Source organism: Serratia sp. NCCP-200 (assembly GCF_059697885.1).
Genome location: NZ_BAAKUJ010000007.1, coordinates 101,293 through 125,394, shown reverse-complemented (window position 1 = coordinate 125,394; position 24,102 = coordinate 101,293). Strand labels below are relative to the sequence as shown.

Genomic DNA, 24,102 nt, shown 5'->3' with positions numbered 1-24,102 from the left:
GCTCTCTTCATTGACACCAGCCATAGATTACCCAGTAATATGCCGATACCAACAACAAGGAATGTGAAATGGGTCATCAAAATCAAGATGTAAGCAAGTTTTTAAGCTATGTATTACGCCACCAACCAGAATCTATCGGTTTAACGCTGGACAGTGAAGGATGGGCGAATCTCGACTCGCTTATCGCCTGTGCAGCTAAAAAGGGTAGGATACTTGACCTGCCGCTAATCAGATCGGTTGTAGAGAACAGCGACAAGAAGCGCTTCTCTATTTCTGATGATGGCGGTTATATCCGCGCGGTACAGGGGCACTCCTCAAAACAGGTTGATATCAGCTATCAGGAACAGACCCCGCCACAGTACCTTTACCATGGCACGGCAACACGTTTTATCGCTTCAATTAATCAAGACGGATTGATCGCTGGCTCCCGTCAGTATGTGCATCTATCCGCTGATATCACTACAGCGACCGCCGTTGGCCAAAGGCATGGCAAACCTGTTGTGTTAACCATTGATGCATTGGCAATGTACCAAAATGGCTTTAAATTTTATCAGGCTGATAATGGGGTCTGGTTGACGACGGCTGTGCCAGTAAAGTTTATTGATAAGTGATGGCAGAAATGAAGGCATTTTTGCCATTTGCCCTTCTAGCGCCACCCCCGACAATTTTGACCTACCGCAATAAAATGGCGATTATTTTGCCACCCGGTTTCGAGCTATCGCTTAAAGCCCGCACGCCGGTAAAAATGCTCCGTTGTTAACACCCTTATTAACACCACCTTTTCAGTTCGTCGATTGTGTCGTAAACACAAATACTTACCTCTCTCATTTACAGCAGGCGATGTTGCCAGATCTGCGCCATAAAACTTTCAGCCACGCCAATAGAGCTACAACTGTTTCATTACCGCAAGAAAATACACAAATTTGCAACTTAATTAACCTTTTGCACTCATTTGCAGTGCGTTTGGCTTAGTGCTAAAACAGGAGCTGGCAAGGCGTCCATTGCAGATATGACAGCATTTACAATTGCCCATACATTCCGTATTGAATACGATAATTGTTATCACTATGATTCTGTGTATTCATTGCTCTGTTTTTGGCTCGGCGCTCCTGGCCCCATACACCTTTTCACAGGTAGTCTGGGCAGCAAATGTTCTGAAGGTGTCATTCCTGTGGGAATGCTCAACGCATTGAGAAGGCAATATGCAGCTGCTTCCTAAACATACCTATAAAATTACCGGTTTCTCCAGCGAGATTAGCCCGGCCTACCGCCAGAAATTACTGTCGCTTGGCATGCTGCCCGGCTCGCAGTTTGACGTGGTACGCGTGGCACCATTTGGCGATCCGATAGAAATAAAGACTCGCCGCGTTAGCCTGGTACTGCGGAAAAAAGATATAGACCTGATCCTGCTAGATAGCCAAGCGTAACGCGCTGTCCCCGCCTCAGGCAGTTGCCGTGTGCAAACACGGCCGATACTTAATTTACTGATATCACGTTGGTTTATGAAAAAAATCACTATTGGCTTAATCGGTAACCCGAACTCGGGCAAGACGACGCTGTTCAACCAGCTCACCGGAGCACGCCAGCGGGTCGGTAACTGGGCCGGGGTGACAGTTGAGCGTAAAGAGGGCCAGTTTACGACGCCGCAGTCGCAGGTTACGCTGGTTGATTTACCAGGCACCTACTCGCTCACCACCATCTCCGAACAAACCTCGCTGGATGAGCAGATCGCCTGTCACTACATCCTGAGCGGCGATGCGGATATGCTGATCAACGTGGTCGATGCCTCCAACCTGGAACGCAACCTCTACCTGACGCTGCAACTGCTGGAGCTGGGTATTCCGTGCATCGTGGCCTTGAACATGCAAGACATTGCCAAGAGCCAGAATATTGAGATCGATGTCGCTGCCCTGGCCGAGCGCCTTGGCTGCCCGGTGGTATCCATGGTTTCCACCAAGGCCGATGGCATTGGCCTGCTGAAACAGACCATCGACAATCACCGCTTCAATGAGTTAAAAGCGCTGGTGGCCTATCCGCCGCTGCTGTTAGACGAAATCGCTACGCTGACCGAGGCCATGCCTCAACAGTTGCCCACCGAACAACGCCGCTGGCTGGCGCTGCAAATGCTGGAGGGCGACATCTACAGCCATCAGTTAGCCGGGAACGCCACCGATCTGCTGGCTCATTCCAGGCAAGCGCTGCAACAGCAGCAGCAGGAAGATCCCGCGCTGGTAATTGCCGATGCCCGCTACCAGTCGATCGCCACTATCTGCGATGCGGTCAGCAACTCCAAGCTGGCGTTGCCAAACCGCCTGACGGAGGTACTGGATCGGGTGATCCTCAACCGCTGGCTGGGGGTGCCGATCTTCCTGCTGGTGATGTACATCATGTTCGTATTGGCGATCAACATCGGTGGCGCACTGCAACCAATCTTCGATCTCGGTTCGGCGGCCATCTTTATTCAGGGCATCCAGTGGATCGGTTATACCCTGCATTTCCCGCAGTGGCTGACCGTCTTCCTGGCGCAGGGCGTGGGGGGCGGTATCAATACCGTGCTGCCGCTGGTTCCCCAGATCGGCATGATGTATCTGTTCCTGTCATTCCTGGAAGACTCCGGCTATATGGCGCGAGCGGCATTTGTTATGGACCGCCTGATGCAGGCGCTCGGGCTGCCGGGTAAATCCTTCGTGCCGCTGATCGTCGGCTTTGGCTGTAACGTGCCGTCCATTATGGGCGCACGCACCTTGGATGCCCCACGCGAACGCCTGATCACCATCATGATGGCCCCCTTTATGTCCTGCGGCGCGCGTTTGGCAATCTTTGCCGTATTCGCCGCGGCCTTCTTCGGCCAGGACGGCGCGGGCGTGGTGTTCTCACTGTATATGCTCGGCATCGTGGTGGCGATCCTCACCGGCCTGGTGCTGAAATACACCATCATGCGCGGAGAAGCATCGCCGTTCGTGATGGAGCTGCCGATTTATCACGTGCCGCATCTGAAAAGCCTGTTGCTGCAAACCTGGCAACGCCTGAAAGGTTTTGTGCTGCGCGCCGGGAAAGTGATCGTGATTGCCAGCATCTTTATTGGCGGCTTGAACAGCTTCTCGTTCAGCGGGCAGCCGGTAGACAGCATCAATGATTCAGCGCTGGCCTCGGTTTCCAAAGTGCTGACGCCATTATTGCAGCCAATGGGCGTACACAATGATAACTGGCAAGCAACCGTCGGGTTGGTAACCGGGGCGATGGCCAAAGAAGTGGTGGTCGGGACGCTCAACACGCTGTACACCGCAGAGAACATCACCAATGAGCACTTCGATGCCGCCAACTTCAACCTGCTTGATGAGCTCGGCGCCGCCGTCAATGAAACCTGGCAGGGCCTGAAGAGCACCTTCAGCCTGAGCGTACTCTCCAACCCTATCGAAGCCAGCAAGGGTGATGGTGAGATGGGCGTGGGCTCAATGGGCGTTATGAGTAGCAAATTTGGCACTTCAATCTCTGCCTACAGCTATCTGATTTTCGTGTTGCTTTACGTTCCCTGCGTTTCGGTGATGGGCGCTATTGCACGTGAGTCCAGCCGGGGTTGGATGACCTTCTCCATCCTGTGGGGGTTGAACGTGGCCTATTCGCTGGCAACGCTGTTCTATCAGATCGCGACCTTCAGCCAGCATCCGCAATACAGCGCGACAGCGATCCTGATCGTGCTGCTGTTCAATGCGCTGGTACTATTGGGCTTGCGCAAGGCTCGTAGCCGCGTAACGATCCGTTTGCGTAGCACCACCTCGGCGTCCTGTTGTCAAAGTTCGGGTGACTGTCACTAATGGCCAGCCTGCTGCAAATCCGTGATGCGCTTGCCCTTCGGGGCAGCGCTCAGGCGCAACAGCTGAGTCAGCAGTTGGCAACGCCCTTGCCATTGGTTGAAGCAATGCTGCAACGTTTGACCGCCATGGGGAAAGTTGAACGTATTGAGCTCGATAGCAGCGAATGCCTGAGCGGTAGCTGTAAGAGTTGCCCAGAAGGGCTGGCTTGTAACACGGTGATTTATCGTTTGAAGGGGTGAATACAGGGGCGCAATAGTTTGCCTGCACCCCCTACTTGAAGATTATTGCTTGTCTTTATACACATCCGCTACGGCGCTGAACTTGCCGTGCTCACGGGCAGCCAGCACGACATAGTATTGGCCCCCTTTCTCATCGGCCAGTTTGGACAATTCATCTTTCAAGTCCATCGGATCGGTGGCCTGTGCAGTTGAAGACACGGTACCAATTTTCTCATACTTGCCTGGGTTCTTATCCAGCTCGTCCTTAGTTAGCAAGGTTGCAGCCATCGAACCGAAAGACACTGAGCCTACAATCAACGCCGCAACGATCATCTTCAATGATTTCATGATAATACCTCTCAATGGATAAATTGGATTTTTATGAAAGCGACTAACAACAAATGCGTCATCGAGCTTGGCTACTGCGACGTCTAACAGCTTCGTTGCTTTCCCTGACGAAGCTCCCTCTGCCCAGAAACAAATCGCCAAAGTGAAGATTGATAAGCTTATATTCACCTTGTAGCCACGCATTTACCCCTTCAAGTATCGAACAGGTTTAGTTTTTATCCACTTATTGGTTGAAAATTTACCGCCGTTTTGTGCGTTTATAATCTGTAATCAATGAGATATCGCCGCCAGACCGCGCCATTACTCGGTTGCAACAAATTGATTAATAATGTTAGCGAATGCTTCGGGATGAGAGATAAACGGCGCATGGGCCGCTTTGGCGATCACCTCCGAGGTGGAGCTTGGCCACAATTCATCCAACAGGCTAGCCACTTTGCGCGGCACCAGCCCGTCGAGGTAACCATAAATACGCAGTACCGGCATCGTCAGTGCCGCCAACGATTGGCGTTGATCCACCGTACGTAGCATCTCCAGGCCTCCGTTCAGCACCTCAACACCCGGTATCGGCTGATTGAGCACTACGGTTTTCAACTGGCGCGCATCCTGACGAGCGCTTTCCGTGCCCAACGTTTGCAACGCCAGAAAACGTTCCACGGTGCGCTGGAAATCATGGCTGAGCTGCTGCTGGAAGCCACTGAGCACCTCCGGACGGATCCCCGGCCACGGGTCGTGCGCCGTAAAGCAGGGCGAAGAAGCTACGGTGATCAGCCCGGTTACCCGCTCAGGCTGCATAAGGGCGATCTGCCCGGCAACCAGTCCACCAAGGGACCACCCCAGCCAATAAGCCTGCTTGGGTGCGACGACCAGCAGTATCTCTGCCATCTCCGTTAACGAGACGGCCCCATAGCCCTGGCTGCGGCCATAGCCAGGCAAGTCCACCAGATGTAGGCGAAAATGCGGAGCCAATCGCTCCAACGTGCAACCCCAGACCTCGGCATTCAATCCCCATCCGTGCAGCAGCACAAGATCGCGATCGCCCTCTCCCAGTGTTTTCCAATACAGCTCAGTCATCAGTTATTGTCCTGCTAAAACGGAGGTGACTATGCTACCAATCCACAGCCGCTGTTGGCTATGCCGGCAACCATTACGGCTGATGCAACAGGGTATCTGCAGCTACTGCCTACGCACGTTGCCCGCCAAACCCTGTTGCTGCCCGGTTTGCGGTTTGCCCAGTGGCGATCCCCATCAGCCTTGCGGACGATGTCTGCAAAAGGCGCCCCCTTGGCAAGCCTTGGTATTTGTTTCGGATTATCGCCCGCCCATCAGCACCCTGGTGAAAAATTTCAAATTCCAACAGACACCCGCACTGGCTCCCACTCTGGCTCGTTTGATCCTGCTGCACTGGCTGCAGGCGCACCGAGAGCAACATCTGAACAGACCGGAGGTGATTTTAGCGGTACCCTTGCAGGATAAACGCTGCTGGCGACGTGGCTATAACCAAAGCGAGCTGTTGGCCCTGCCACTGGCCCGCTGGTTGGGCTGCGAATATCGCCCTGCGGCATTACGCCGCATCAGGGCAACCGCGCCACAACAGCAATTGATAGCGCGCCTGCGGCGGCGTAATCTGCGTGGGGCTTTCCGTTGTGATGAGAACCTGGCAGGAAAACATGTGGCGCTGCTGGATGATGTGGTTACCACTGGCAGCACCATGGCGGAAATCGCTACACTGTTACAGAAGCAGGGCGTCGCATCATTGCAGATTTGGTGCGTTTGCCGCACGTTGTAGTACCACGGCAATGGGCGTATTATAACCTACTATAGAAGTCAACTATTGAGCTAATGCTATGATCCGTATAACAGATGCTGCACAGGAACACTTTGCCAAGCTGTTGGCAAGCCAAGAAGAAGGCACCCAAATCCGCGTATTCGTGATCAATCCGGGTACGCCGACGGCCGAATGCGGTGTCTCTTATTGCCCGCCAGACGCGGTGGAAGCGACAGATACCGAACTCAAGTTCGAGAAGCTGTCCGCTTACGTCGATGAGCTGAGCGCGCCTTATCTGGACGACGCCGAGATCGACTTCGTCACCGATCAGCTCGGCTCACAGCTGACGCTGAAAGCGCCGAACGCCAAAATGCGCAAAGTGGACGACAATGCGCCACTGATGGAGCGCGTTGAGTACGTGCTGCAATCGCAGATCAACCCGCAGCTGGCTGGCCACGGTGGCCGTGTGACGCTGATGGAAATCACCGACGACGCGCTGGCCATCCTGCAGTTCGGCGGCGGTTGCAACGGTTGTTCAATGGTCGACGTGACGCTGAAGGAAGGGATCGAGAAAGAGCTGCTGCAAAAGTTCCCGGAACTGAAAGGCGTGCGCGATCTCACCGAGCACCAGCGCGGCGAACACTCCTACTACTGATAACTGTCAGGGCGCAATTCCGTTTTGCGCCCTGCCTGTCTCCATCGGGGTCGGTAAGCCGCCCCGATGCATTTAGCCTACCGAAACCTTCCTACGTCGCTTATCCAAATCCTTCAATAAACGGTTGACCTCAGCATCGTCAAACATCGCTTCCAAGGTCTGGCTCAGCTTGCGCCGCCAGTTCGGGTACTGATCGCTGGTGCCGGGAATATTGACCGGTTCCGCCATATCCAGCCAGTCTTCCGGCTGCAGGCCCAGCAGCGCGCTTGCGCTGTCTGCCACATAGCGTTGCAGACCCCGGTTCAGCAACGGGCTCATGCTCAACAACGAGGCTTTCTTGCCGACCTTTTGCGGTACGCAGCCGTAACGATGCAGCCCGTCCAGTAACCCCTGCTTGGCCCGTTCTCGATCGGCAAACAGCTCTTTGAGCACTTCCGCATCCGGGTATAGCCCCAGTTGCTTACCGAGCGTCAGATCGCCACTTTGCCAATAGCCACGCAGCGTTGGCAGATCGTGGGTAGTAATGGTCGCCATTGCCTGCACCGGGTATGACTGCGGCGCACGGAACTGCTTCTCCGCATCGTGCTCGAAATACAGCACCTTGTAGGAATAGACGCCGCCATCACGCAGTTTGCCGACGATCTCCACCGGCACGGTCCCTAAGTCCTCCCCAATCACCATGCAACGATGGCGCTGACTCTCCAAGGCCAACAGCGCCAGCAGATCGTCAACCGGGTATTTCACATAGGCACCGTGATCGGCCGTTTCACCATAAGGGATCCACCATAAACGCAGCATCGCCATCACGTGATCGATACGCAAGGCGCCACAACTGGTCATGTTGGCCCGCAGCAAATCGATAAACGGCTGATAACCCCGCGCCACCATCACATGCGGATCCATCGGCGGCAGGCCCCAGTTTTGCCCCAGCGGCCCGAGAATATCCGGCGGAGCACCCACCGAGGCTTGCATGCAATACAGTTCGCGTTCACACCAGGTTTCCGCCCCGCCCTCTGCCACCCCGACCGCCAGATCGCGGTACAGCCCAATCGGCATCTGGCACTGCTGGCTTTGGCCGAAGCACTCGGCAAACTGGCTGGCCGCCAACCATTGCAGCCACAGGTAGAAGGTAACCTCATCCTCATGCTGCTTACAGAAGGTTTCCACTGCCGGGCTATTGCCCTGCTGATACTCCTCCGGCCAGGCTGGCCATCCCCACATAGTGCTGTCTTTGGCACTGAGATGGGCATGTAACGCGTCGAACGTTGCCTGCTGATACAGGCTGCTGCCCCCTTCATCGACGAAGCGCTCAAATTCCTGCGTCAGAGCATCCTGCGGCTTGCGGGCCTGGAAATGCGGGAAAGCCAGCTTCAACGCCGCCAGCTTCAACTGCGTTACCGTGCTGTAGTCCACCAGCTCACTACTACGCGCCTTGGCCAACAGCTTCTGCGTCGCAGCCTTCTGCCACCATTTTTGCGCAGCCTGGCTGAGCTGGAAATCCTCCACCACGTTGACGTCGATATACACCACGTTCAACCAGCGGCGCGAAGACGGGCTATAAGGGCTGGCGCTTTCCGGACTGGCCGGATACAGCGCGTGGATCGGGTTGAGCCCGATAAAGGCGCCGCCGCGTTCACCCACCTCACCGACCATCGCCCGCAGATCGCCAAAGTCGCCAATCCCCCAGTTACGCTCGGAACGCAGCGTGTAGAGCTGTACGCAGGCTCCCCACAGCTTCTTGCCGGTCAACAATGCATCCGGCTCGTAGCAACGCTTGGGGGCGACAATCAGCCGGCAGGCCCATTGTTGCTCCCCCTGTGACAACGTGAGCTGGTGATAACCCAGCGGTAACTTGCCCGGCAGGGTCAGGGTTTTGTGCGCACTGGCACGGCCTTCTTGCTGGCTACCATCCTCACGCAACAATACCCAATGAAACTCGCCATCTCCCCCCAGCGGCAGCGCCACCGGGTTGCCATGATAAAAGACTTTAACCAGTGGCAAGGGAGCCGTTGACGGCTGCAACGACGCCGGGTTCATCGCCGCCAACAGCTTGCGTTTGGTTTCCGGCGAAATCGCCTGGCGTTGGCCGTGGGCATTGATGTAATCGGCAGCAATCCCAGCCTGGGCTGCTACCTGATCGATACCTTTACTCATTCACACTCCTTAACGCTTGGCTTGCCAAATGCGTTGCTGATAGTCACGGATCGAACGATCCGAGCTGAACATGCCTACGCGCGCGGTGTTAAGGATAGTGCGGCGCGTCCATTCGTCGCGGTCACGATACAGTTTGTCTACCTGCCGTTGAGCTTCGCAGTAGGAAGCAAAGTCCGCCAGCACCAGATACGGATCGCCACCTTCCAACAGGCTGTGCAGCATCATATCGAAGGCGTGCTTGTCACCGTGACTGAATGTGCCGCTGGCCAGTTCATCCAGGATTGCCTTCAGGTGTTTGTCTTTCTTGCGATAGCTCAGCGGATCATAACCCTTGGCCAACAGCGCTTTGACCTGCTCCACGGTGTTGCCGAAAATAAAGATGTTGTCCTCGCCGACCTGCTCGGCGATCTCGACGTTGGCTCCGTCCAGCGTGCCAACGGTCAGTGCGCCGTTCAGCGCCAGCTTCATATTCCCGGTGCCCGACGCTTCTTTACCGGCGGTGGAGATCTGCTCGGAAATGTCCGCCGCCGGGATCATCAGTTCAGCGACGGAAACGCGGTAATCAGGGATGAAGGCCACTTTCAGGCGATCTTTGACGATCGGATCGTTATTGATCTTCTCTGCGGCCTGATTGATCGCATAGATGATGTTCTTCGCCAGGTAATAGCCCGGCGCGGCTTTGGCACCAAACAGGAATACGCGTGGCACGATGTCCAGATCCGGGTTATCCCGCAGTTGGCGATACAGCGAAAGAATGTGCAGCAGGTTCAGATGCTGGCGCTTGTACTCGTGCAGGCGTTTGATCTGCACGTCGAAGATCGCGTCTGGATTGAGCGTCAGCCCCATTACGCTGTGCACGTAGTTGGCGAGGACCACCTTATTATCGCGCTTAATCTGCTGGTACTTCTCGCGGAAAGCGGCGTCTTCAGCGTATTTTTCCAAGCCCTTCAACGCATCAAGATCGTTGGCCCACTCGACTTTCAGGGTGGTATCGATCAGGCCTGACAATGCCGGGTTACACTGCTTGAGCCAGCGGCGCGGCGTAATGCCGTTGGTGACGTTGTGGAATTTGTTCGGCCACAGCTGGTGATATTCCGGGAACAGATCTTTTACCACCAGATCCGAGTGCAACTGGGCCACACCGTTCACCGCAAAGCCGCTGACCACGCACAGGTTGGCCATGCGCACCTGCTTGTTGTGGTGCACCGCCAGCTTGGCCCACACTGCCTCATCGCCCGGCCAGTGTTGGTCTACCAACCGCTTAAAGTTGGCATTGATCTGCTTGATGATAGAGAAGTGGCGCGGCAGCAGGCTGCGGACCAGTTTCTCATCCCAGCACTCCAGAGCTTCCGGCATCAGGGTGTGGTTGGTGTAGGCAAAGGTCTTGCTGGTGATCGCCCAGGCCGCATCCCAATCCAGTTGGTGCTCATCGAGCAGAATACGCAGCAGCTCTGGAATGGCGATGGTTGGGTGGGTGTCGTTGAGTTGGATCACTTCGTACTTCGGCAACTCTTCAATCTTGCGCCCGGCCAGATGGTGCTTACGCAGAATATCGGCCACCGAGCAGGCACACTGGAAATACTGCTGCATCAGGCGCAGGCGTTTGCCAGCCTGATGGTTGTCATTCGGATAGAGCACTTTGGTCAGCTTGGCGGCTTCTACGCCCTGCTTTTCCGCCTGCAGGAATTTGCCGTCGTTGAAATCCCCCAGATCGAATGGATGACTATGCGTTGCCTGCCACAGACGCAGCGGCTGAGTGACTCCGTTACGGAAGCCCAGCACCGGCAGATCCCAAGCTTCCCCACGCAGGGTAAACTCCGGGTGCCACAGTTCGCGGCCATCGGCCAGTTTCTCTACCTTACCACCAATCCCGACATCCACGGCCAACGCCGCATTATGGCGGAACCACGGGTAGCTCTCGCGCTGCCAGTTATCCGGTGCCTCTTGCTGATGCCCCTCTTTGAACGACTGACGGAATAGCCCGTATTGATAGTTCAGCCCATAGCCGGTAGCCGGTTGCTCCACCGTGGCCATCGAGTCCAGGAAACAGGCGGCTAAACGCCCCAGACCACCGTTACCTAACGCCGGATCGGTTTCCTGCTCCAACAGATCGGCCAGCTTGACGTCCTGCTCTGCCAACGCCGCCTCAACGGTGTCATACCAGCCAAGGTTGATCAGGTTGTTGGCCGTCAGGCGGCCAATCAGGAATTCCATCGAGATGTAGTTTACATGGCGCAACGACTTGCTGCTTTTACGCGGCGCAGGCTGCGCGGCCAGCTGTTCGGCGAGAGCGGCACTTACGGCCTCCCACCATTGATGCTGAGTCATCTGCTGTGCGGAGCTGAGGCCAAAACGCTGCCACTGACGAGTCAGTGCAGCCAGAAAAACGTCCTTTTTGAGCATAGGCTGTGACATAGGTAAAACTCTCTATCCGGTGTACCCGTCGTCTTTCAAGCGGCAACTTGAGTTCCATTGGGTAGTAAATGGGCCAATTTTTTCACTATCGTGCCGGGGAGAACCCGCAATGGCATCATCCCGCCTGGGGATTAGCTGGGGAGGAGGATTGGGGCGTAGCTGAAACTGTGATCTCAGGCACTTTTTAAGCCCCCTTGCGTGCGGTAAGAAAGCCCATCGATATCACCGGTGAGCATAAAATCGACGGCAAACCTTAGGACGTTAGCACAGTTATGATAGCTGATGAAGTTTTGTACTTGTCCACTACCAGCCGAAAAACAAGGTAATTTCTGAGGGTAATCAGGCGCGATGTAAAGCGCAGTTAGAGCGGAACCGGGGGCAAACATAAAAAAGTGTGATCAATAGCAATTTAACTTCAAGCCAAAGCGCAAGCTTGTTGCATTACCGTTGACGATGTTCGAAGTTAAAGAGGGGGATTAATTACGAGCTACAAAATAATTAACTCAACCCGGTCCCGAGACAGGAACACGGTGAAATAAATTCCTTCGGGCAGTCCTTCGGCGGCGGGAACCGCACTTTACACCTGGAATATTATGCTGATCCCATCAAAACTGAGCCGTCCGGTACGGCTGCAAAATACCGTGGTACGCGATCGTCTGCTGGCGAAGCTGGCTGGTGCGGCTAACTATCGCCTGACATTGGTCAATTGCCCGGCAGGATACGGTAAGACCACGCTGGTGGCACAATGGGCCGCGGGCAAATCGGAGCTGGGGTGGTATTCCCTGGACGAGAGCGACAACCAGCCGGAGCGCTTCGCCAGCTATCTGATCGCCGCGCTGCAACAGGCCACCACTGGCCACTGCGTGAAAAGCGAGGCATTAAGCCAGAAACACCAATACGCCAACCTTTCGGCGCTGTTTGCCCAGCTGTTTATCGAACTGTCCGACTGGCACCAGCCACTGTACCTGGTGATCGACGATTACCACCTGATCACCAATGACCAGATCCATGAAGCAATGCGTTTCTTCCTGCGCCACCAGCCAGAAAATCTGACGCTGCTGATCCTTTCCCGCACCCTGCCTCCCCTGGGGATCGCCAATCTTCGCGTACGCGATCAGCTGTTAGAGCTGAGCACGCGCCAATTGGCTTTTAATCATCAGGAGGCTAAACAGTTCTTTGACTGCCGCCTTACCTCCCCGCTGGAGCACAATGACAGCAGCCGTCTGTGTGACGAAGTGGAGGGGTGGGCAACCGCCTTACAGCTAATCGCGCTCTCCGCCCGCCAATCAACCTCTTCCGCTCAGCAATCTGCCAAACGTCTGGCCGGGCTGAACGCCAGCCACCTGTCCGATTATCTGGTGGATGAGGTGCTGGATCGCGTTGATGCCGATGCCCGCGCGTTCCTGTTGCGCTGCTCGGTTTTGCGTTCGATGAACGACGCGTTGATCGTTCGCCTGACCGGAGAAGACAACGGCCAGCAGCGCCTGGAAGAGCTTGAGCGCCAGGGCCTGTTTATTCACCGTATGGACGACACAGGCGAGTGGTTCTGTTTCCACCCGCTGTTTGCCTCGTTCCTGCGCCAGCGTTGCCAGTGGGAATTGGCGCTGGAACTGCCAGGCCTGCACCATGCGGCGGCAGAAGGATGGCTGGCGCTCGGGTACCCGGCGGAAGCCATTCACCATGCGTTGGCAGCCAGCGATGTCAGCATGTTGCGCGATATCCTGTTGCAACATGCCTGGTCGTTGTTCCATCACAGCGAACTGGCCTTGCTGGAGGAGTGTCTGAATGCCCTGCCGTACGAACGGCTGATCCAGAACCCGAAACTGGCGCTGCTGCAAGCCTGGCTGGCGCAAAGCCAACACCGTTACAGCGAAGTGAATACCCAACTGGAACGCGCCGAACAGGCCATGCTCCAGCAAAAGATCGTCATTGACCAGACTCTGCATGCTGAATTTGACGCGCTGCGTGCTCAGGTGGCGATCAACGCCGGTAAACCGGAAGAGGCCGAACGGCTGGCCACCGAGGCGCTGAAATTCCTGCCGCTATCCAGCTATTACAGCCGCATCGTGGCCACCTCGGTCACCGGTGAGGTTCACCACTGTAAGGGGGAACTGGCACGGGCGTTGCCCATGATGCAGCAAACCGAACAAATGGCCCGCCGCCATCAGGCTTATCACTATGCGCTTTGGGCGCTGTTGCAGCAGAGCGAAATTCTGATCGCGCAAGGGTTCCTGCAAGCCGCCTATGAAACGCAGGATAAGGCCTTCGAACTGGTGCGTGAACAGCATCTGGAGCAGTTACCGATGCACGAGTTCCTGCTGCGTATCCGCTCACAGGTGCTCTGGTCGTGGTCACGGTTGGACGAAGCCGAAGAAGCGGCACGTGAAGGGCTGAAGGTGTTGGCTAACTACCAGCCGCAGCAGCAGTTGCAATGCCTGGCGATGTTGGCGAAATGCTCGCTGGCGCGTGGCGATCTGGATAATGCCAATGCTCACCTGCTGCGCAGCGAAGTCCTGCTGCATGGCTCACAGTATCACCGGGACTGGCTGACCAATGCCGATAAACCAAGGGTGATCCACTGGCAGATGACCGGGGATACCACCGCAGCGGCCAATTGGCTGCGCCATACCGAAAAACCGGGGATGGCCAACAACCACTTTACGCAGGGGCAATGGCGTAATATCGCCCGCGTGCAAATCCTGCTTGGGCAGTACGAAGAAGCCGAAGTGGTGTTGGACGAGCTGAACGAAAATGCCCGCCGCCTGCGGTTGGTGAGCGATCTCAACCGTAACCTGCTGCTCAGTAATCATCTCTACTGGCAGATGGACCGCAAAGTGGATGCCCAGCGCGCGCTGATAGAATCGCTCTCGCTGGCCAACCGTACCGGGTTTATCAGCCACTTTGTGATCGAGGGAGAGGCCATGGCGCAGCAACTGCGTCAACTGATCCAGCTCAATACGCTGCCGGAAATGGAACAGCATCGCGCCCAGCGCATTCTGCGTGATATCAATCAGCATCACCGGCACAAGTTCGCCCATTTTGACGAGAACTTTGTCGATAAGCTGCTAACTCACCCGCAAGTACCAGAATTGATCCGCACGAGCCCCCTGACACAGCGTGAATGGCAGGTGCTGGGCCTGATTTACTCCGGTTACAGCAACGATCAGATTGCCGGGGAACTGGCCGTGGCGGCTACCACCATCAAAACCCATATCCGGAATCTGTATCAGAAACTGGGGGTCGCACATCGCCAGGAAGCGGTGAAGCAGGCACAGCAGTTGCTGAAAATGATGGGTTATGGCGCGTAGTTTTAAAATCAGATCAGTAGTTTAAGCCCGGTACGGCCCCCTTTCCCACAGCGAGAGGGGACCGAACGTGTCACATTTGACAACTGCGTTCGACCATAAATCTGCAAGTTTGGAGAATATATAGAGCCTGATATATCCACCAAATAAATAGGTCGAGCGATATCACCTGCGGTCAATCTAAAGCCCGCCTGTTTTCTCATGACATTATCGTTTCATCTGGGTACTATTGCGGCAAATTTCCATAGGGAGTTGGGATTGTGGCAATAAACAGCAAATCACTTATTACAGCCGGGATTTATCTTATTGGCTATCAAGCCATGGCGAGCACGGATACCCTCATCGATTATAGTTCTCGGCCCGACGCCGGGGTTTATCTGGGGAATCAGGTTGCCGCATCAACGTTATTTTCTCATACCCTGCACCAAAGAAAGACCGCGCCAGGGGACAGTCAATTCTGGATGCGCGTTTCGGGTTATCACAGTAAGGATCTGAGCGCGGGCGATAACGGCTTGCCCGTCGATATGGATCGTCAGGTCTTTATGCTTGGCGGGGATTTGCTGGCCTTGGATAACAACAAAGAAGAGTGGACGGCAGGCCTGATGACCGGCTACGGCCACGCCAAGAGCAGCGCTAACAATGCCACCCTCTCATCCGAAGGTAAAGTCGACGGCTATTCTATCGGCGCTTACAGCACCTGGTATCAGGATAAGAAAAAGCATTCTGGGGCGTATGTGGATTCCTGGCTGCAATATGCCTGGTTTAACAACAGCGTGACCTATGCCCAAGGCAAGCAGAATTATGACAGCACCGGTTTTAGCGCCTCGCTGGAAACCGGCTATGCCTTGCAGCCGTTTTCGGCACTCGAATTAATTATCGAGCCACAGCTGCAGATTATTTATAACCGCTTCGATGCCGATAATTATCAGGATCCGGCGGGCGTCTATATTCATCAGACCAATACGCCAAACTTTACTTCACGCGTCGGTATTCGCTGGTACAGCGATCAAGATGATTATACTACCGCCTATCTCGCCACCAACTGGTGGCATAATAGTGGCAAGAACGCGGTCAACTTTAATGATACGCGGGTAGAATCCAACTCCCTGGATGATCTGTTTGAGGTTAAGTTAGGCCTGCATTCGCCTAGCACTTACAACATGCAGCTGTGGTTTGAAGGCGGGATCACCATGGGAGCCAACAGCTACCAGGATTACGGTGGCACCTTGGGTGTGAGCTATCGCTGGTAATAACGCAACGGCTGCAAGACGGCGGGGATAAAGTCCCTGCTGTTGCTCTGGTCTAAATCCAGCCAAAGTTGGATACAATACCGGCATTCCCCATTACCCGGTATTTTGCAGTTATGGAACAGTTTGAAACGATCGACGTTGTGCAAGCACACCAACGCCTGAAAGACGGTAGCGCCGCGCTGGTTGATATCCGCGATCCACAAAGCTTTGAAGCTGGGCATACGCCAGGCGCTTTTCATCTAACCAACGCCACCCTGTCCGCGTTTATGCAGCAGAACGAGTTTGATCGCCCGGTGATGGTCATGTGCTATCACGGCAACAGCAGCCGCAGCGCCGCGCAGTATCTGCTGCATCAGGGGTTTGACGCGGTTTACAGTATTGATGGCGGCTTTGAGGCCTGGGCCCGCCAGTTCCCACAGGACGTCGAGACCTCCGCCTAATCCCCTTTTGGCCGCCTTTCTGGGCGGCCAATTGCTGAATTCTGCACTGTTTTTGTCAGATCCCTTCCCTGCGCTCAGGATTTCAACGGTATAATCAGCCGCCAATGCCATCGGCAGTTTTGCCCGTGGCCAAAGTCATCTACTTAGACGGAAAATCTATGGTTCGAGTGATCGCCGTATCCAACCCTCGCCTGGCGCAAGCCTTTGTCGATTACATGACAACGCAGGGGGTTGTTCTTGAAGTCCGTGCAACGGGCGATGCAGCCGAAATCTGGCTGGCGGATGAGGCCCACCTGGAGCAGGTGCAACACGAACTGCAACAGTTCCTGCTCGATCCGTTCAACCGCCGCTATCAGGCCGCCAGTTGGCAGGCAGGCAGCACCGATGCCGGTCTACAGTATCAACAGTTTTCTTACCTGCAAATCATCCGCAGCAAGGCCGGGCCGCTGACGCTGACGGTGATGAGCCTGTGCATTCTGGTCTATATCCTGATGCAGGTGCTGGGTGATGATACCGTCATGTTCTGGCTCTCCTGGCCGCAAAACAGCTCGCAATATGGCCAGCTGTGGCGCTGGGTCAGCCATGCATTTCTGCACTTCTCGCTGCTGCACATTACCTTTAACCTGATGTGGTGGTGGTATCTTGGTGGTCCGGTGGAAAAACTCCTCGGCACCGGCAAACTGTTTGTAATCGCCGTAGTGTCGGCCTTTTTCAGCGGCTGGGCGCAGTCGTTGTTCAGCGGTGCGCTGTTCGGCGGGCTTTCCGGGGTGGTTTACGCGCTGATGGGCTACGTCTGGCTGAGCGGTGAACGCGCACCGGAACGCGGTTTGAACCTGCCAAGGGGCTTGATGGTCTTTTCCGCGCTCTGGCTGGTGGCCGGTTATTTCGATATTTTAGGAATGTCGATCGCCAATGCGGCACACGTTGCCGGTTTAGTGATAGGGTTATTAATGGCATTCTGGGATACGCGGCATCGCGCGCACAACGAACAATAACAACCAGGCACATCGGTGTATTAGGGGAATATCGTGAAGCAAACACAGCGTCATGACGCAATTATCGAATTAGTGCGCCTACAGGGATATGTCAGTACGGAAGAGCTGGTGGAGCACTTTGCCGTCAGCCCGCAAACCATTCGCCGTGATTTGAATGACCTGGCCGATCAGAACAAAATACAGCGTCATCACGGTGGCGCTGCGTTACCGTCCAGTTCGGTAAACACCGCTTACCACGATCGCAAGGTGATGTGGTCGGAAGAGAAAGCCCGCATCGCCCAGCGCGTAGCCAGCCAGATACCGGACGGAGCCACACTGTTTATCGATATTGGTACCACCCCGGAAGCGGTAGCCCACGCCTTGATGGGCCATAAAAATCTGCGGGTCGTCACCAATAATCTGAACGTGGCCACCCTGCTCACCGCCAAAGAGGACTTCCGCCTGATCCTGGCCGGTGGTGAGGTCCGTACCCGTGATGGCGGCATCATGGGCGAAGCCACGCTGGACTTTATCTCCCAGTTCCGCCTTGATTTCGGCATTCTCGGCATCAGCGGTATCGATATGGATGGCTCGTTGCTCGAATTCGACTATCACGAAGTGCGAACCAAACGCGCGATTATCGAAAACTCCCGCTGCGTAATGTTGGTTACCGACCACTCCAAGTTTGGCCGTAACGCGATGGTGAACCTGGGGAACATGAACCTGATCGACTATCTGTTTACCGATCAGGCTCCGCCACCCAGCGTGATGAAGATTATCGAGCAGTACGACGTACAACTGGAACTCTGCTGATCGCCCCTCACCCTAACCCTCTCCCACAGGGAGAGGGAACCGATCGAGTCCGCTGAACCTCCCCCACACTTTCCGCAGCAGCACCGGCTTACCCACAACACCGGACTGACTCCCTCTCCCTCTAACAAGAGCTTATGGGGTTCTCGATCCCTCCGTGGGAGAGGGTTGGGGTGAGGGGCTTCCCCAACACCAATGCCCCTAATACCCCTGCTATTTGTATACCTACTATCACCAAACTGTTATCTCTATCACGCAAGAATGTTTTTGTTTGGTTAACTCTTGGCTTGCTTGTTGGTTTCCGATTACAATAATGAGCGAAAACGAACATAAAAGAGCTATTTCGAACACCAGGAGGAGGTTAACGTGGAAACCAAAGACTTGATCGTTATCGGTGGCGGTATCAACGGAGCCGGCATCGCAGCCGATGCAGCCGGGCGTGGGCTGTCCGTACTGCTGCTTGAAGCGCAAGACTTGGCCTGTGCTACGTCTTCCGCCAGTTCAAAACTGATCCACGGTGGCCTGCGCTACCTGGAACACTACGAGTTTCGTCTGGTCAGCGAAGCGTTGGCCGAACGTGAAGTGCTGCTGAAACTGGCACCGCACATCGCCTTCCCAATGCGTTTCCGCCTGCCGCACCAGCCCCATCTGCGCCCGGCCTGGATGATCCGCATCGGCCTGTTCCTGTACGATCATTTGGGCAAACGCACCAGCCTGCCAGGCAGTAAAGGTTTGCGCTTTGGACCAGACTCCGTTTTGAAGCCGGAATTAAAGCGCGGTTTCGAATATTCTGATTGTTGGGTAGATGATGCCCGCCTGGTCGTGCTGAATGCCCAAGCCGTGGCCGAACGCGGTGGCGAAGTGCGCACCCGCACCAAAGTGACTCGCGCCTGGCGCGAAAATGGTCTGTGGATGGTGGAAGCCATCGACGTCGACAGCGGCAAAACCTTTACCTGGCGCGCCAAAGGCCTGGTAAACGCCACCGGCCCATGGGTAAAACATTTCTTCGACGATGGCCTGAAGCTCAAGTCTCCTTACGGTATCCGCCTGATCAAAGGCAGCCATATCGTGGTACCTCGGGCGCATAACCAGCCACAGTCTTATATCTTGCAGAACGAAGACCACCGTATCGTGTTTGTCATTCCGTGGCTGGACGAGTTCTCCATCATCGGCACCACCGACGTGGAATACCACGGCGATCCGAAAGACGTGAAGATCGACGATAACGAAATCAACTATCTGTTGAAGGTGTATAACGATCACTTCAAAAAACAGCTGGGCCGTGACGATATCGTCTGGACCTACTCTGGCGTACGCCCGCTGTGTGATGATGAATCTGATTCACCGCAGGCCGTCACTCGCGACTATACGCTGGATGTGCATGACGAGCAGGGCAAAGCCCCACTGCTTTCCGTGTTCGGTGGCAAACTCACCACCTACCGCAAGCTGGCCGAGCATGCGATGGAGAAATTGGCTCACTACTATCCTGGCTGTGGCCCGGCGTGGACCAAAAACGGTTCCCTGCCAGGGGGCGATATTGACGGCGATCGCGATAGCTATGCCGCTAAACTGCGCCGTCAGCACGGCTGGATGACGGAGTCTCTGGCTCGCCGTTACGCTCGCACCTATGGCAGCCACAGCGAAATGATCCTGGCCAATGCCAATAGCCTGAGCGATTTGGGTGAAGACTTTGGCCATGACCTGTACGAGGCTGAACTGCGTTATCTGGTAGAGAAAGAGTGGGTTGTCGAACTGGATGATGCCCTGTGGCGCCGTACCAAACTGGGGATGTGGCTCAGCGAAGAGCAGCAGGCGCGGGTGAAAACCTGGCTGGCAGACAATGCCAAACCAAAAGCGTTGTCATTGGCGTCTTGATTGAGATGTGAGTAGACGGGCGCAGCACGCAGCGCCCCTTTGGCATACGGTACGTAATAAGTTAAATTCAAGGGCCGGTACTCCGGCCCTTGGCTATTACAGCTTTATCGGTTTGATATTCCAAATTTCGTCCGCGTACTCCTGGATCGTGCGGTCGGAAGAGAAGTAACCCATGTTGGCGATATTGAGTATCGCGCGTTTGGTCCAGTCGTCCTGATTGAGATACACCTCATCCACCTTATCCTGCGTATCCACATAGCTGCGATAATCGGCCAACAGTTGATAGTGATCGCCAAGATTGACCAGTGAATCGAACAGGCTGCTGTAACGCTTGGGCTCCTCGGGGCTGAACGCACCGGTAGCAATCTGCGTCAAAGCCAGATGCAACTCTTCATCCTGCTCGTAATACTGACGCGGGTTATACCCATCGCGGCGCAGCGCCTCCACCTGATCGGCGGTATTGCCAAAGATAAAGATGTTCTCTTCACCCACGTGTTCCAGCATTTCGACGTTGGCCCCGTCCAACGTGCCGATGGTCAAGGCACCGTTGAGAGCAAACTTCATGTTACTGGTGCCCGAAGCCTCGGTCCCCGCCAGCGAGATCTGCTCGGAGAGATCGGCCGCCGGAATGATCATCTGAGCCAGGCTCACCCCGTAGTTAGGGATAAACACCACCTTCAAATCATCATGTACTCGCGGATCGTTGTTGATCACCTTCGCTACGTCATTGATCAAGCGGATGATCTGTTTGGCGGCATAGTAGGCAGAGGCCGCTTTACCCGCAAAGATCACCACGCGCGGTACGCGTTTGGCATCGGGATCCTGCAGCAGACGGTTATAACGCGTGATCACATGCAATACGTTCAGCAGCTGCCGCTTATATTCGTGGATCCGTTTGATCTGTACGTCAAACAACGCGTCGGGGTTCACCACCACGTTGAGCTTTTTCGCGATATACGCCGCCAGCCGCTCTTTGTTCTGCCGTTTGGCAGCCTGTACGGCCTGCAAGAAGCTCGGGTAATCCGCATTCGCTTTGATTTCGCCAAGCTGGCTGAGATCGGTACGCCAGTGATGGCCAATGCTGTCATCCAGCACTTTGGACAGCGGCCGATTAGCCAACCCCAGCCAGCGGCGCGGCGTGACCCCGTTGGTTTTATTGCAGAAGCGATCGGGGAATACGCGAGCAAAATCGGCAAACAGCGACTGTACCATCAATTCGGAGTGCAGTGCCGAGACGCCATTCACCTTATGGCTGGCGACCACGGCCAACCACGCCATTCGTACCCTACGCCCGTTGGTTTCATCAATGATGGAGACCCGTGCCAGCAATTGATCATCCCCCGGCACCACTTGCTGTACCTGCTTGAGGAAATGGTCGTTGATTTCGAAGATCAGTTGCAGGTGGCGCGGCAGGATCTTGCCCAGCATATCAACCGGCCAGGTTTCCAGCGCTTCGCTCATCAAGGTATGGTTGGTATAGGAGAATACCTTTTCCACCACTTCCCAGGCATCCAGCCAGCGGAATTTGTGCTCATCGATCAGCAGATGCATCAGCTCAGGGATCGACAACACCGGGTGGGTATCGTTGAGGTGGATGGCAATCTTGTCGGCCAGATTGTCGAAGGTTTTGTGCATCGTCCAATGGCGGTTGAGGATGTCCTGGGTAGTGGCTGAAACCAGGAAATACTCCTGCCGCAGGCGCAGTTCACGCCCGGAATAGGTGGAGTCATCGGGATAGAGCACGCGCGAGACGTTCTCGGAGTGGTTTTTATCTTCCACTGCGGCAAAATAATCCCCCTGGTTGAACTTACCCAGGTTGATTTCATTACTGGCCTGAGCACTCCACAAACGCAACGTGTTGGTGGCATCGGTATCGAAACCCGGGATCACCTGATCGTAGGCGATGGCGATAATCTCTTCGGTTTCCACCCAGCGGGCCTTCGCCCCTTCCTGCTGAACGCGGCCACCAAAACGCACTTTATAGCGGGTATTGTGGCGCGGGAATTCCCACGGGTTGCCGTATTCCAGCCAATAATCCGGCGACTCCATCTGTTGGCCATCGACGATGTTCTGCTTGAACATGCCATATTCATAGCGGATACCGTAACCCCGGCCAGGCAGCGCCAGCGTAGCCAACGAATCCAGGAAACAGGCGGCCAAGCGCCCCAGGCCGCCATTGCCCAATCCAGGATCGTTCTCTTCCTCAAGCAGTTCACTCAGGTTCAGGCCCATCTCATTGAGTGCGTCCTCAATATCCTGGTAAATCCCCATCGATAACAGCGCATTCGACAGCGTACGGCCAAGCAGAAACTCCATCGACAGGTAATACACCTGCCGGACATCTTGCGAAAGCTGGGCGCGATTGGATCGTAACCAACGTTCCACCATCCTGTCGCGCACCGCAAACAACACGGCATTAAGCCAGTCGTGCTGGGTGGCGATAGCCGGATCCTTACCGACAATAAACATCAGTTTATAGGCGATGGAATGTTTCAGCGCTTCAACACTGACCGTGGGTGAGGTGTAACTAAACGGTGAAGTCATAGTAATTCAATCCCAAGTACGTGATTACAACAAGCGTTGATAAAGCGACAGATATTCCTTTGCCGCGACTTGCCAGCCAAAATCCAGACTCATGGCGTGGCGTTGTACGTGATGCCAATGTCTCGGCCTGCTCCACAGCACCAGAGCACGCCGAATGGCATTGCCCAGGGCAACAGCATTACAATCATCAAACACAAACCCGCTGGCAGTGCCGTCGGCCAGGTTCTCCAGCGCACAGTCCACCACCGTATCTGCCAACCCACCGGTGCGGCGCACCAGCGGCAACGTGCCATATTTCAGGCCATAAAGCTGTGTTAACCCGCAAGGTTCAAAGCGGCTGGGCACCAGGATCACGTCCGCTCCGCCGATAATGCGGTGGGAGAAGGCATCGTGGTAGCCAATCTGCACGCCGACCTGTTCCGGATAATCGGCCGCCGCGGCCAGGAAAGCCTGCTGCAATACCGCGTCCCCTGCCCCCAGCAGCACCAACTGCCCCCCTTGTTCCAGCAACGCTGGCAGGGCTTCCAGCACCAGATCCAACCCTTTCTGGTTGGTCAAACGGCTGACCACCGCAAACAGTGGCAACGATTCATCCACCTGCAGCCCCATGGCTTTTTGCAGATGAACCTTATTCTTGGCCTTGTTTTTCAAACTGTTGACGTCATAGCGTGCCGCCAGGCGCGCATCGTGTGACGGGTCCCAAATCTTGTCATCAACACCGTTGAGAATGCCGCTCAATCTTCCCTGCCGCTGCCGCTCCTGGAGTAATCCTTCCATCCCGTAACCGAACTCCGGCTGGGTGATTTCACGCGCATAGGTCGGGCTGACGGCGGTGATATGGTCAGCGTAGTACAGGCCTGCTTTCAGGAAAGACATCTGGCCATAAAACTCCAGGCCATAGATATTCAAGAAAGACGATGGCAACCACAGCTCCGCCATATGGTGGGCGGAGAATAGCCCCTGATAGGCCAGATTGTGTACGGTGAAGATCGAGCGTGCCGGGTGGCCATTAGCAGCCAGATAAGCGCAGGCCAGGCCAGCATGCCAGTCGTGAGCATGGACCAGTTTTGGCCGCCAGTAATGATCCAACCCCTTCGCCAGCTCGCAGGCCATCCAGCCCAGCAAGGCAAAACGGCGGTGGTTGTCCGGGTAGGCATACATCGACTGATCGTGGTACGGGCTGCCCGGCCGGTCATACAGCCAGGGGGCATCGATCAGGTAAACGCCCACGCCATGATAGGTGCCATAACGCAGGCCTACGCGCCCGGCAAAAGAGTCGATTTCGGCAACCAGTACCGTGTCAGGGATACCGTTGCGCACGTCAGGAAAAGCCGGTAATAGCACCCGAACATCAGCTCCTGCGGCAATCTGCGCCGTCGGTAATGCGCCAACCACGTCTGCAAGCCCGCCGGTTTTAAGCAGTGGGAACATCTCGGAACATACGTGTAAAACCTGCATTATCACTCCTGAAATTCGGTAAAAACGTCTTTACGGAGATAAGGGGCGCAGCTTGCCACGCCCAAGGCCCCAGCCG

The 24,102-nt window shown here is 55.3% G+C and carries 18 protein-coding genes; 12 read left to right on the top strand and 6 right to left on the bottom strand.

Annotation, left to right across the window (positions count from 1 at the left end):
- Positions 1-68 precede the first annotated feature (68 nt).
- The 4 genes from AC6HVW_RS20800 (at position 69) to AC6HVW_RS20785 (ending at position 4,054) form a co-directional block, all read left to right on the top strand.
- Positions 69-611: an RNA 2'-phosphotransferase gene (locus AC6HVW_RS20800; protein WP_186486511.1), complete on the top strand. Its 543-nt coding sequence runs from the start codon at positions 69-71 to the stop codon at positions 609-611.
- Between the two features lie 591 nt (positions 612-1,202).
- Complete coding sequence (feoA, locus tag AC6HVW_RS20795) at positions 1,203-1,427, top strand: ferrous iron transporter A (protein WP_021807451.1); 225 nt, start codon at positions 1,203-1,205, stop codon at positions 1,425-1,427.
- 75 nt (positions 1,428-1,502) lie between these two features.
- On the top strand, positions 1,503-3,815 hold the full coding sequence (gene feoB, locus AC6HVW_RS20790; protein WP_497569652.1) for a Fe(2+) transporter permease subunit FeoB: 2,313 nt from the start codon (positions 1,503-1,505) through the stop codon (positions 3,813-3,815).
- Positions 3,815-4,054 (top strand): FeoC-like transcriptional regulator, encoded by a 240-nt coding sequence (locus tag AC6HVW_RS20785; RefSeq protein WP_021807449.1) that lies wholly within the window; start codon positions 3,815-3,817, stop codon positions 4,052-4,054. Before feoB ends, AC6HVW_RS20785 begins: the two co-directional genes overlap by 1 nt.
- A gap of 42 nt (positions 4,055-4,096) precedes the next feature.
- On the opposite strand, the gene AC6HVW_RS20780 is transcribed toward AC6HVW_RS20785, so the two are convergent.
- Positions 4,097-4,381, bottom strand: coding sequence for a YdgH/BhsA/McbA-like domain containing protein (locus AC6HVW_RS20780; RefSeq protein ID WP_021181721.1), 285 nt, complete (start codon positions 4,379-4,381; stop codon positions 4,097-4,099).
- Between the two features lie 300 nt (positions 4,382-4,681).
- Positions 4,682-5,452, bottom strand: a complete 771-nt coding sequence (gene bioH / locus AC6HVW_RS20775) for a pimeloyl-ACP methyl ester esterase BioH (RefSeq protein WP_071681373.1) — start codon at positions 5,450-5,452, stop codon at positions 4,682-4,684.
- A gap of 31 nt (positions 5,453-5,483) precedes the next feature.
- Here bioH and gntX point away from each other — a divergent pair, with 31 nt between their 5' ends.
- Together gntX and nfuA are read left to right on the top strand one after the other, a co-directional pair.
- Positions 5,484-6,167, top strand: a complete 684-nt coding sequence (gene gntX, locus AC6HVW_RS20770; RefSeq protein WP_071681375.1) for a DNA utilization protein GntX — start codon at positions 5,484-5,486, stop codon at positions 6,165-6,167.
- 58 nt (positions 6,168-6,225) lie between these two features.
- A complete protein-coding gene (gene nfuA / locus AC6HVW_RS20765) occupies positions 6,226-6,801 on the top strand; it encodes a Fe-S biogenesis protein NfuA (protein ID WP_021181724.1) in 576 nt (191 codons plus the stop codon).
- Positions 6,802-6,873: 72 nt separating this feature from the next.
- On the opposite strand, the gene malQ is transcribed toward nfuA, so the two are convergent.
- Both malQ and malP read right to left on the bottom strand, forming a co-directional pair.
- A complete protein-coding gene (gene malQ, locus AC6HVW_RS20760) occupies positions 6,874-8,955 on the bottom strand; it encodes a 4-alpha-glucanotransferase (RefSeq protein WP_071681377.1) in 2,082 nt (693 codons plus the stop codon).
- Positions 8,956-8,964: 9 nt separating this feature from the next.
- On the bottom strand, positions 8,965-11,370 hold the full coding sequence (gene malP, locus AC6HVW_RS20755; RefSeq protein ID WP_071681379.1) for a maltodextrin phosphorylase: 2,406 nt from the start codon (positions 11,368-11,370) through the stop codon (positions 8,965-8,967).
- Between the two features lie 593 nt (positions 11,371-11,963).
- Here malP and malT point away from each other — a divergent pair.
- From malT to glpD, 6 genes are all read left to right on the top strand, one after another.
- Entirely contained in the window at positions 11,964-14,678 is a 2,715-nt protein-coding gene (gene malT, locus AC6HVW_RS20750; RefSeq protein ID WP_186486512.1) for an HTH-type transcriptional regulator MalT, read from the top strand.
- Between the two features lie 257 nt (positions 14,679-14,935).
- Positions 14,936-15,925: an autotransporter family protein gene (locus AC6HVW_RS20745; protein WP_071681383.1), complete on the top strand. Its 990-nt coding sequence runs from the start codon at positions 14,936-14,938 to the stop codon at positions 15,923-15,925.
- 113 nt (positions 15,926-16,038) lie between these two features.
- Positions 16,039-16,365, top strand: a complete 327-nt coding sequence (gene glpE, locus AC6HVW_RS20740; protein ID WP_021807441.1) for a thiosulfate sulfurtransferase GlpE — start codon at positions 16,039-16,041, stop codon at positions 16,363-16,365.
- Positions 16,366-16,523: 158 nt separating this feature from the next.
- Positions 16,524-17,360, top strand: a complete 837-nt coding sequence (gene glpG, locus AC6HVW_RS20735) for a rhomboid family intramembrane serine protease GlpG (RefSeq protein ID WP_071681385.1) — start codon at positions 16,524-16,526, stop codon at positions 17,358-17,360.
- Between the two features lie 33 nt (positions 17,361-17,393).
- Complete coding sequence (locus tag AC6HVW_RS20730) at positions 17,394-18,152, top strand: DeoR/GlpR family transcriptional regulator (RefSeq protein ID WP_021181740.1); 759 nt, start codon at positions 17,394-17,396, stop codon at positions 18,150-18,152.
- 363 nt (positions 18,153-18,515) lie between these two features.
- The gene (gene glpD, locus AC6HVW_RS20725) at positions 18,516-20,024 is read left to right on the top strand and encodes a glycerol-3-phosphate dehydrogenase (RefSeq protein WP_071681387.1); all 1,509 of its coding nucleotides are present in this window, start codon (positions 18,516-18,518) and stop codon (positions 20,022-20,024) included.
- Between the two features lie 96 nt (positions 20,025-20,120).
- Here the strand turns inward: glpD and glgP are convergent, their stop codons facing one another.
- Complete coding sequence (glgP, locus tag AC6HVW_RS20720) at positions 20,121-22,568, bottom strand: glycogen phosphorylase (protein WP_071681389.1); 2,448 nt, start codon at positions 22,566-22,568, stop codon at positions 20,121-20,123.
- A gap of 24 nt (positions 22,569-22,592) precedes the next feature.
- Positions 22,593-24,026 carry a glycogen synthase GlgA gene (gene glgA / locus AC6HVW_RS20715; protein WP_071681391.1) on the bottom strand — a complete coding sequence of 478 codons (1,434 nt, stop codon included), beginning with the start codon at positions 24,024-24,026 and terminating at the stop codon, positions 22,593-22,595.
- Between the last annotated feature and the right edge of the window lie 76 nt (positions 24,027-24,102).

Bases quoted from the DNA above. Each gene is read 5' to 3' on its own strand.
- AC6HVW_RS20800 (WP_186486511.1), top strand. From the start codon at position 69: ATGGGTCATCAAAATCAAGATGTAAGCAAGTTTTTAAGCTATGTATTA.
- feoA (WP_021807451.1), top strand. From the start codon at position 1,203: ATGCAGCTGCTTCCTAAACATACCTATAAAATTACCGGTTTCTCCAGC.
- feoB (WP_497569652.1), top strand. From the start codon at position 1,503: ATGAAAAAAATCACTATTGGCTTAATCGGTAACCCGAACTCGGGCAAG.
- AC6HVW_RS20785 (WP_021807449.1), top strand. From the start codon at position 3,815: ATGGCCAGCCTGCTGCAAATCCGTGATGCGCTTGCCCTTCGGGGCAGC.
- AC6HVW_RS20780 (WP_021181721.1), bottom strand. From the start codon at position 4,381: ATGAAATCATTGAAGATGATCGTTGCGGCGTTGATTGTAGGCTCAGTG.
- bioH (WP_071681373.1), bottom strand. From the start codon at position 5,452: ATGACTGAGCTGTATTGGAAAACACTGGGAGAGGGCGATCGCGATCTT.
- gntX (WP_071681375.1), top strand. From the start codon at position 5,484: ATGCTACCAATCCACAGCCGCTGTTGGCTATGCCGGCAACCATTACGG.
- nfuA (WP_021181724.1), top strand. From the start codon at position 6,226: ATGATCCGTATAACAGATGCTGCACAGGAACACTTTGCCAAGCTGTTG.
- malQ (WP_071681377.1), bottom strand. From the start codon at position 8,955: ATGAGTAAAGGTATCGATCAGGTAGCAGCCCAGGCTGGGATTGCTGCC.
- malP (WP_071681379.1), bottom strand. From the start codon at position 11,370: ATGTCACAGCCTATGCTCAAAAAGGACGTTTTTCTGGCTGCACTGACT.
- malT (WP_186486512.1), top strand. From the start codon at position 11,964: ATGCTGATCCCATCAAAACTGAGCCGTCCGGTACGGCTGCAAAATACC.
- glpE (WP_021807441.1), top strand. From the start codon at position 16,039: ATGGAACAGTTTGAAACGATCGACGTTGTGCAAGCACACCAACGCCTG.
- glpG (WP_071681385.1), top strand. From the start codon at position 16,524: ATGGTTCGAGTGATCGCCGTATCCAACCCTCGCCTGGCGCAAGCCTTT.
- glgP (WP_071681389.1), bottom strand. From the start codon at position 22,568: ATGACTTCACCGTTTAGTTACACCTCACCCACGGTCAGTGTTGAAGCG.
- glgA (WP_071681391.1), bottom strand. From the start codon at position 24,026: ATGCAGGTTTTACACGTATGTTCCGAGATGTTCCCACTGCTTAAAACC.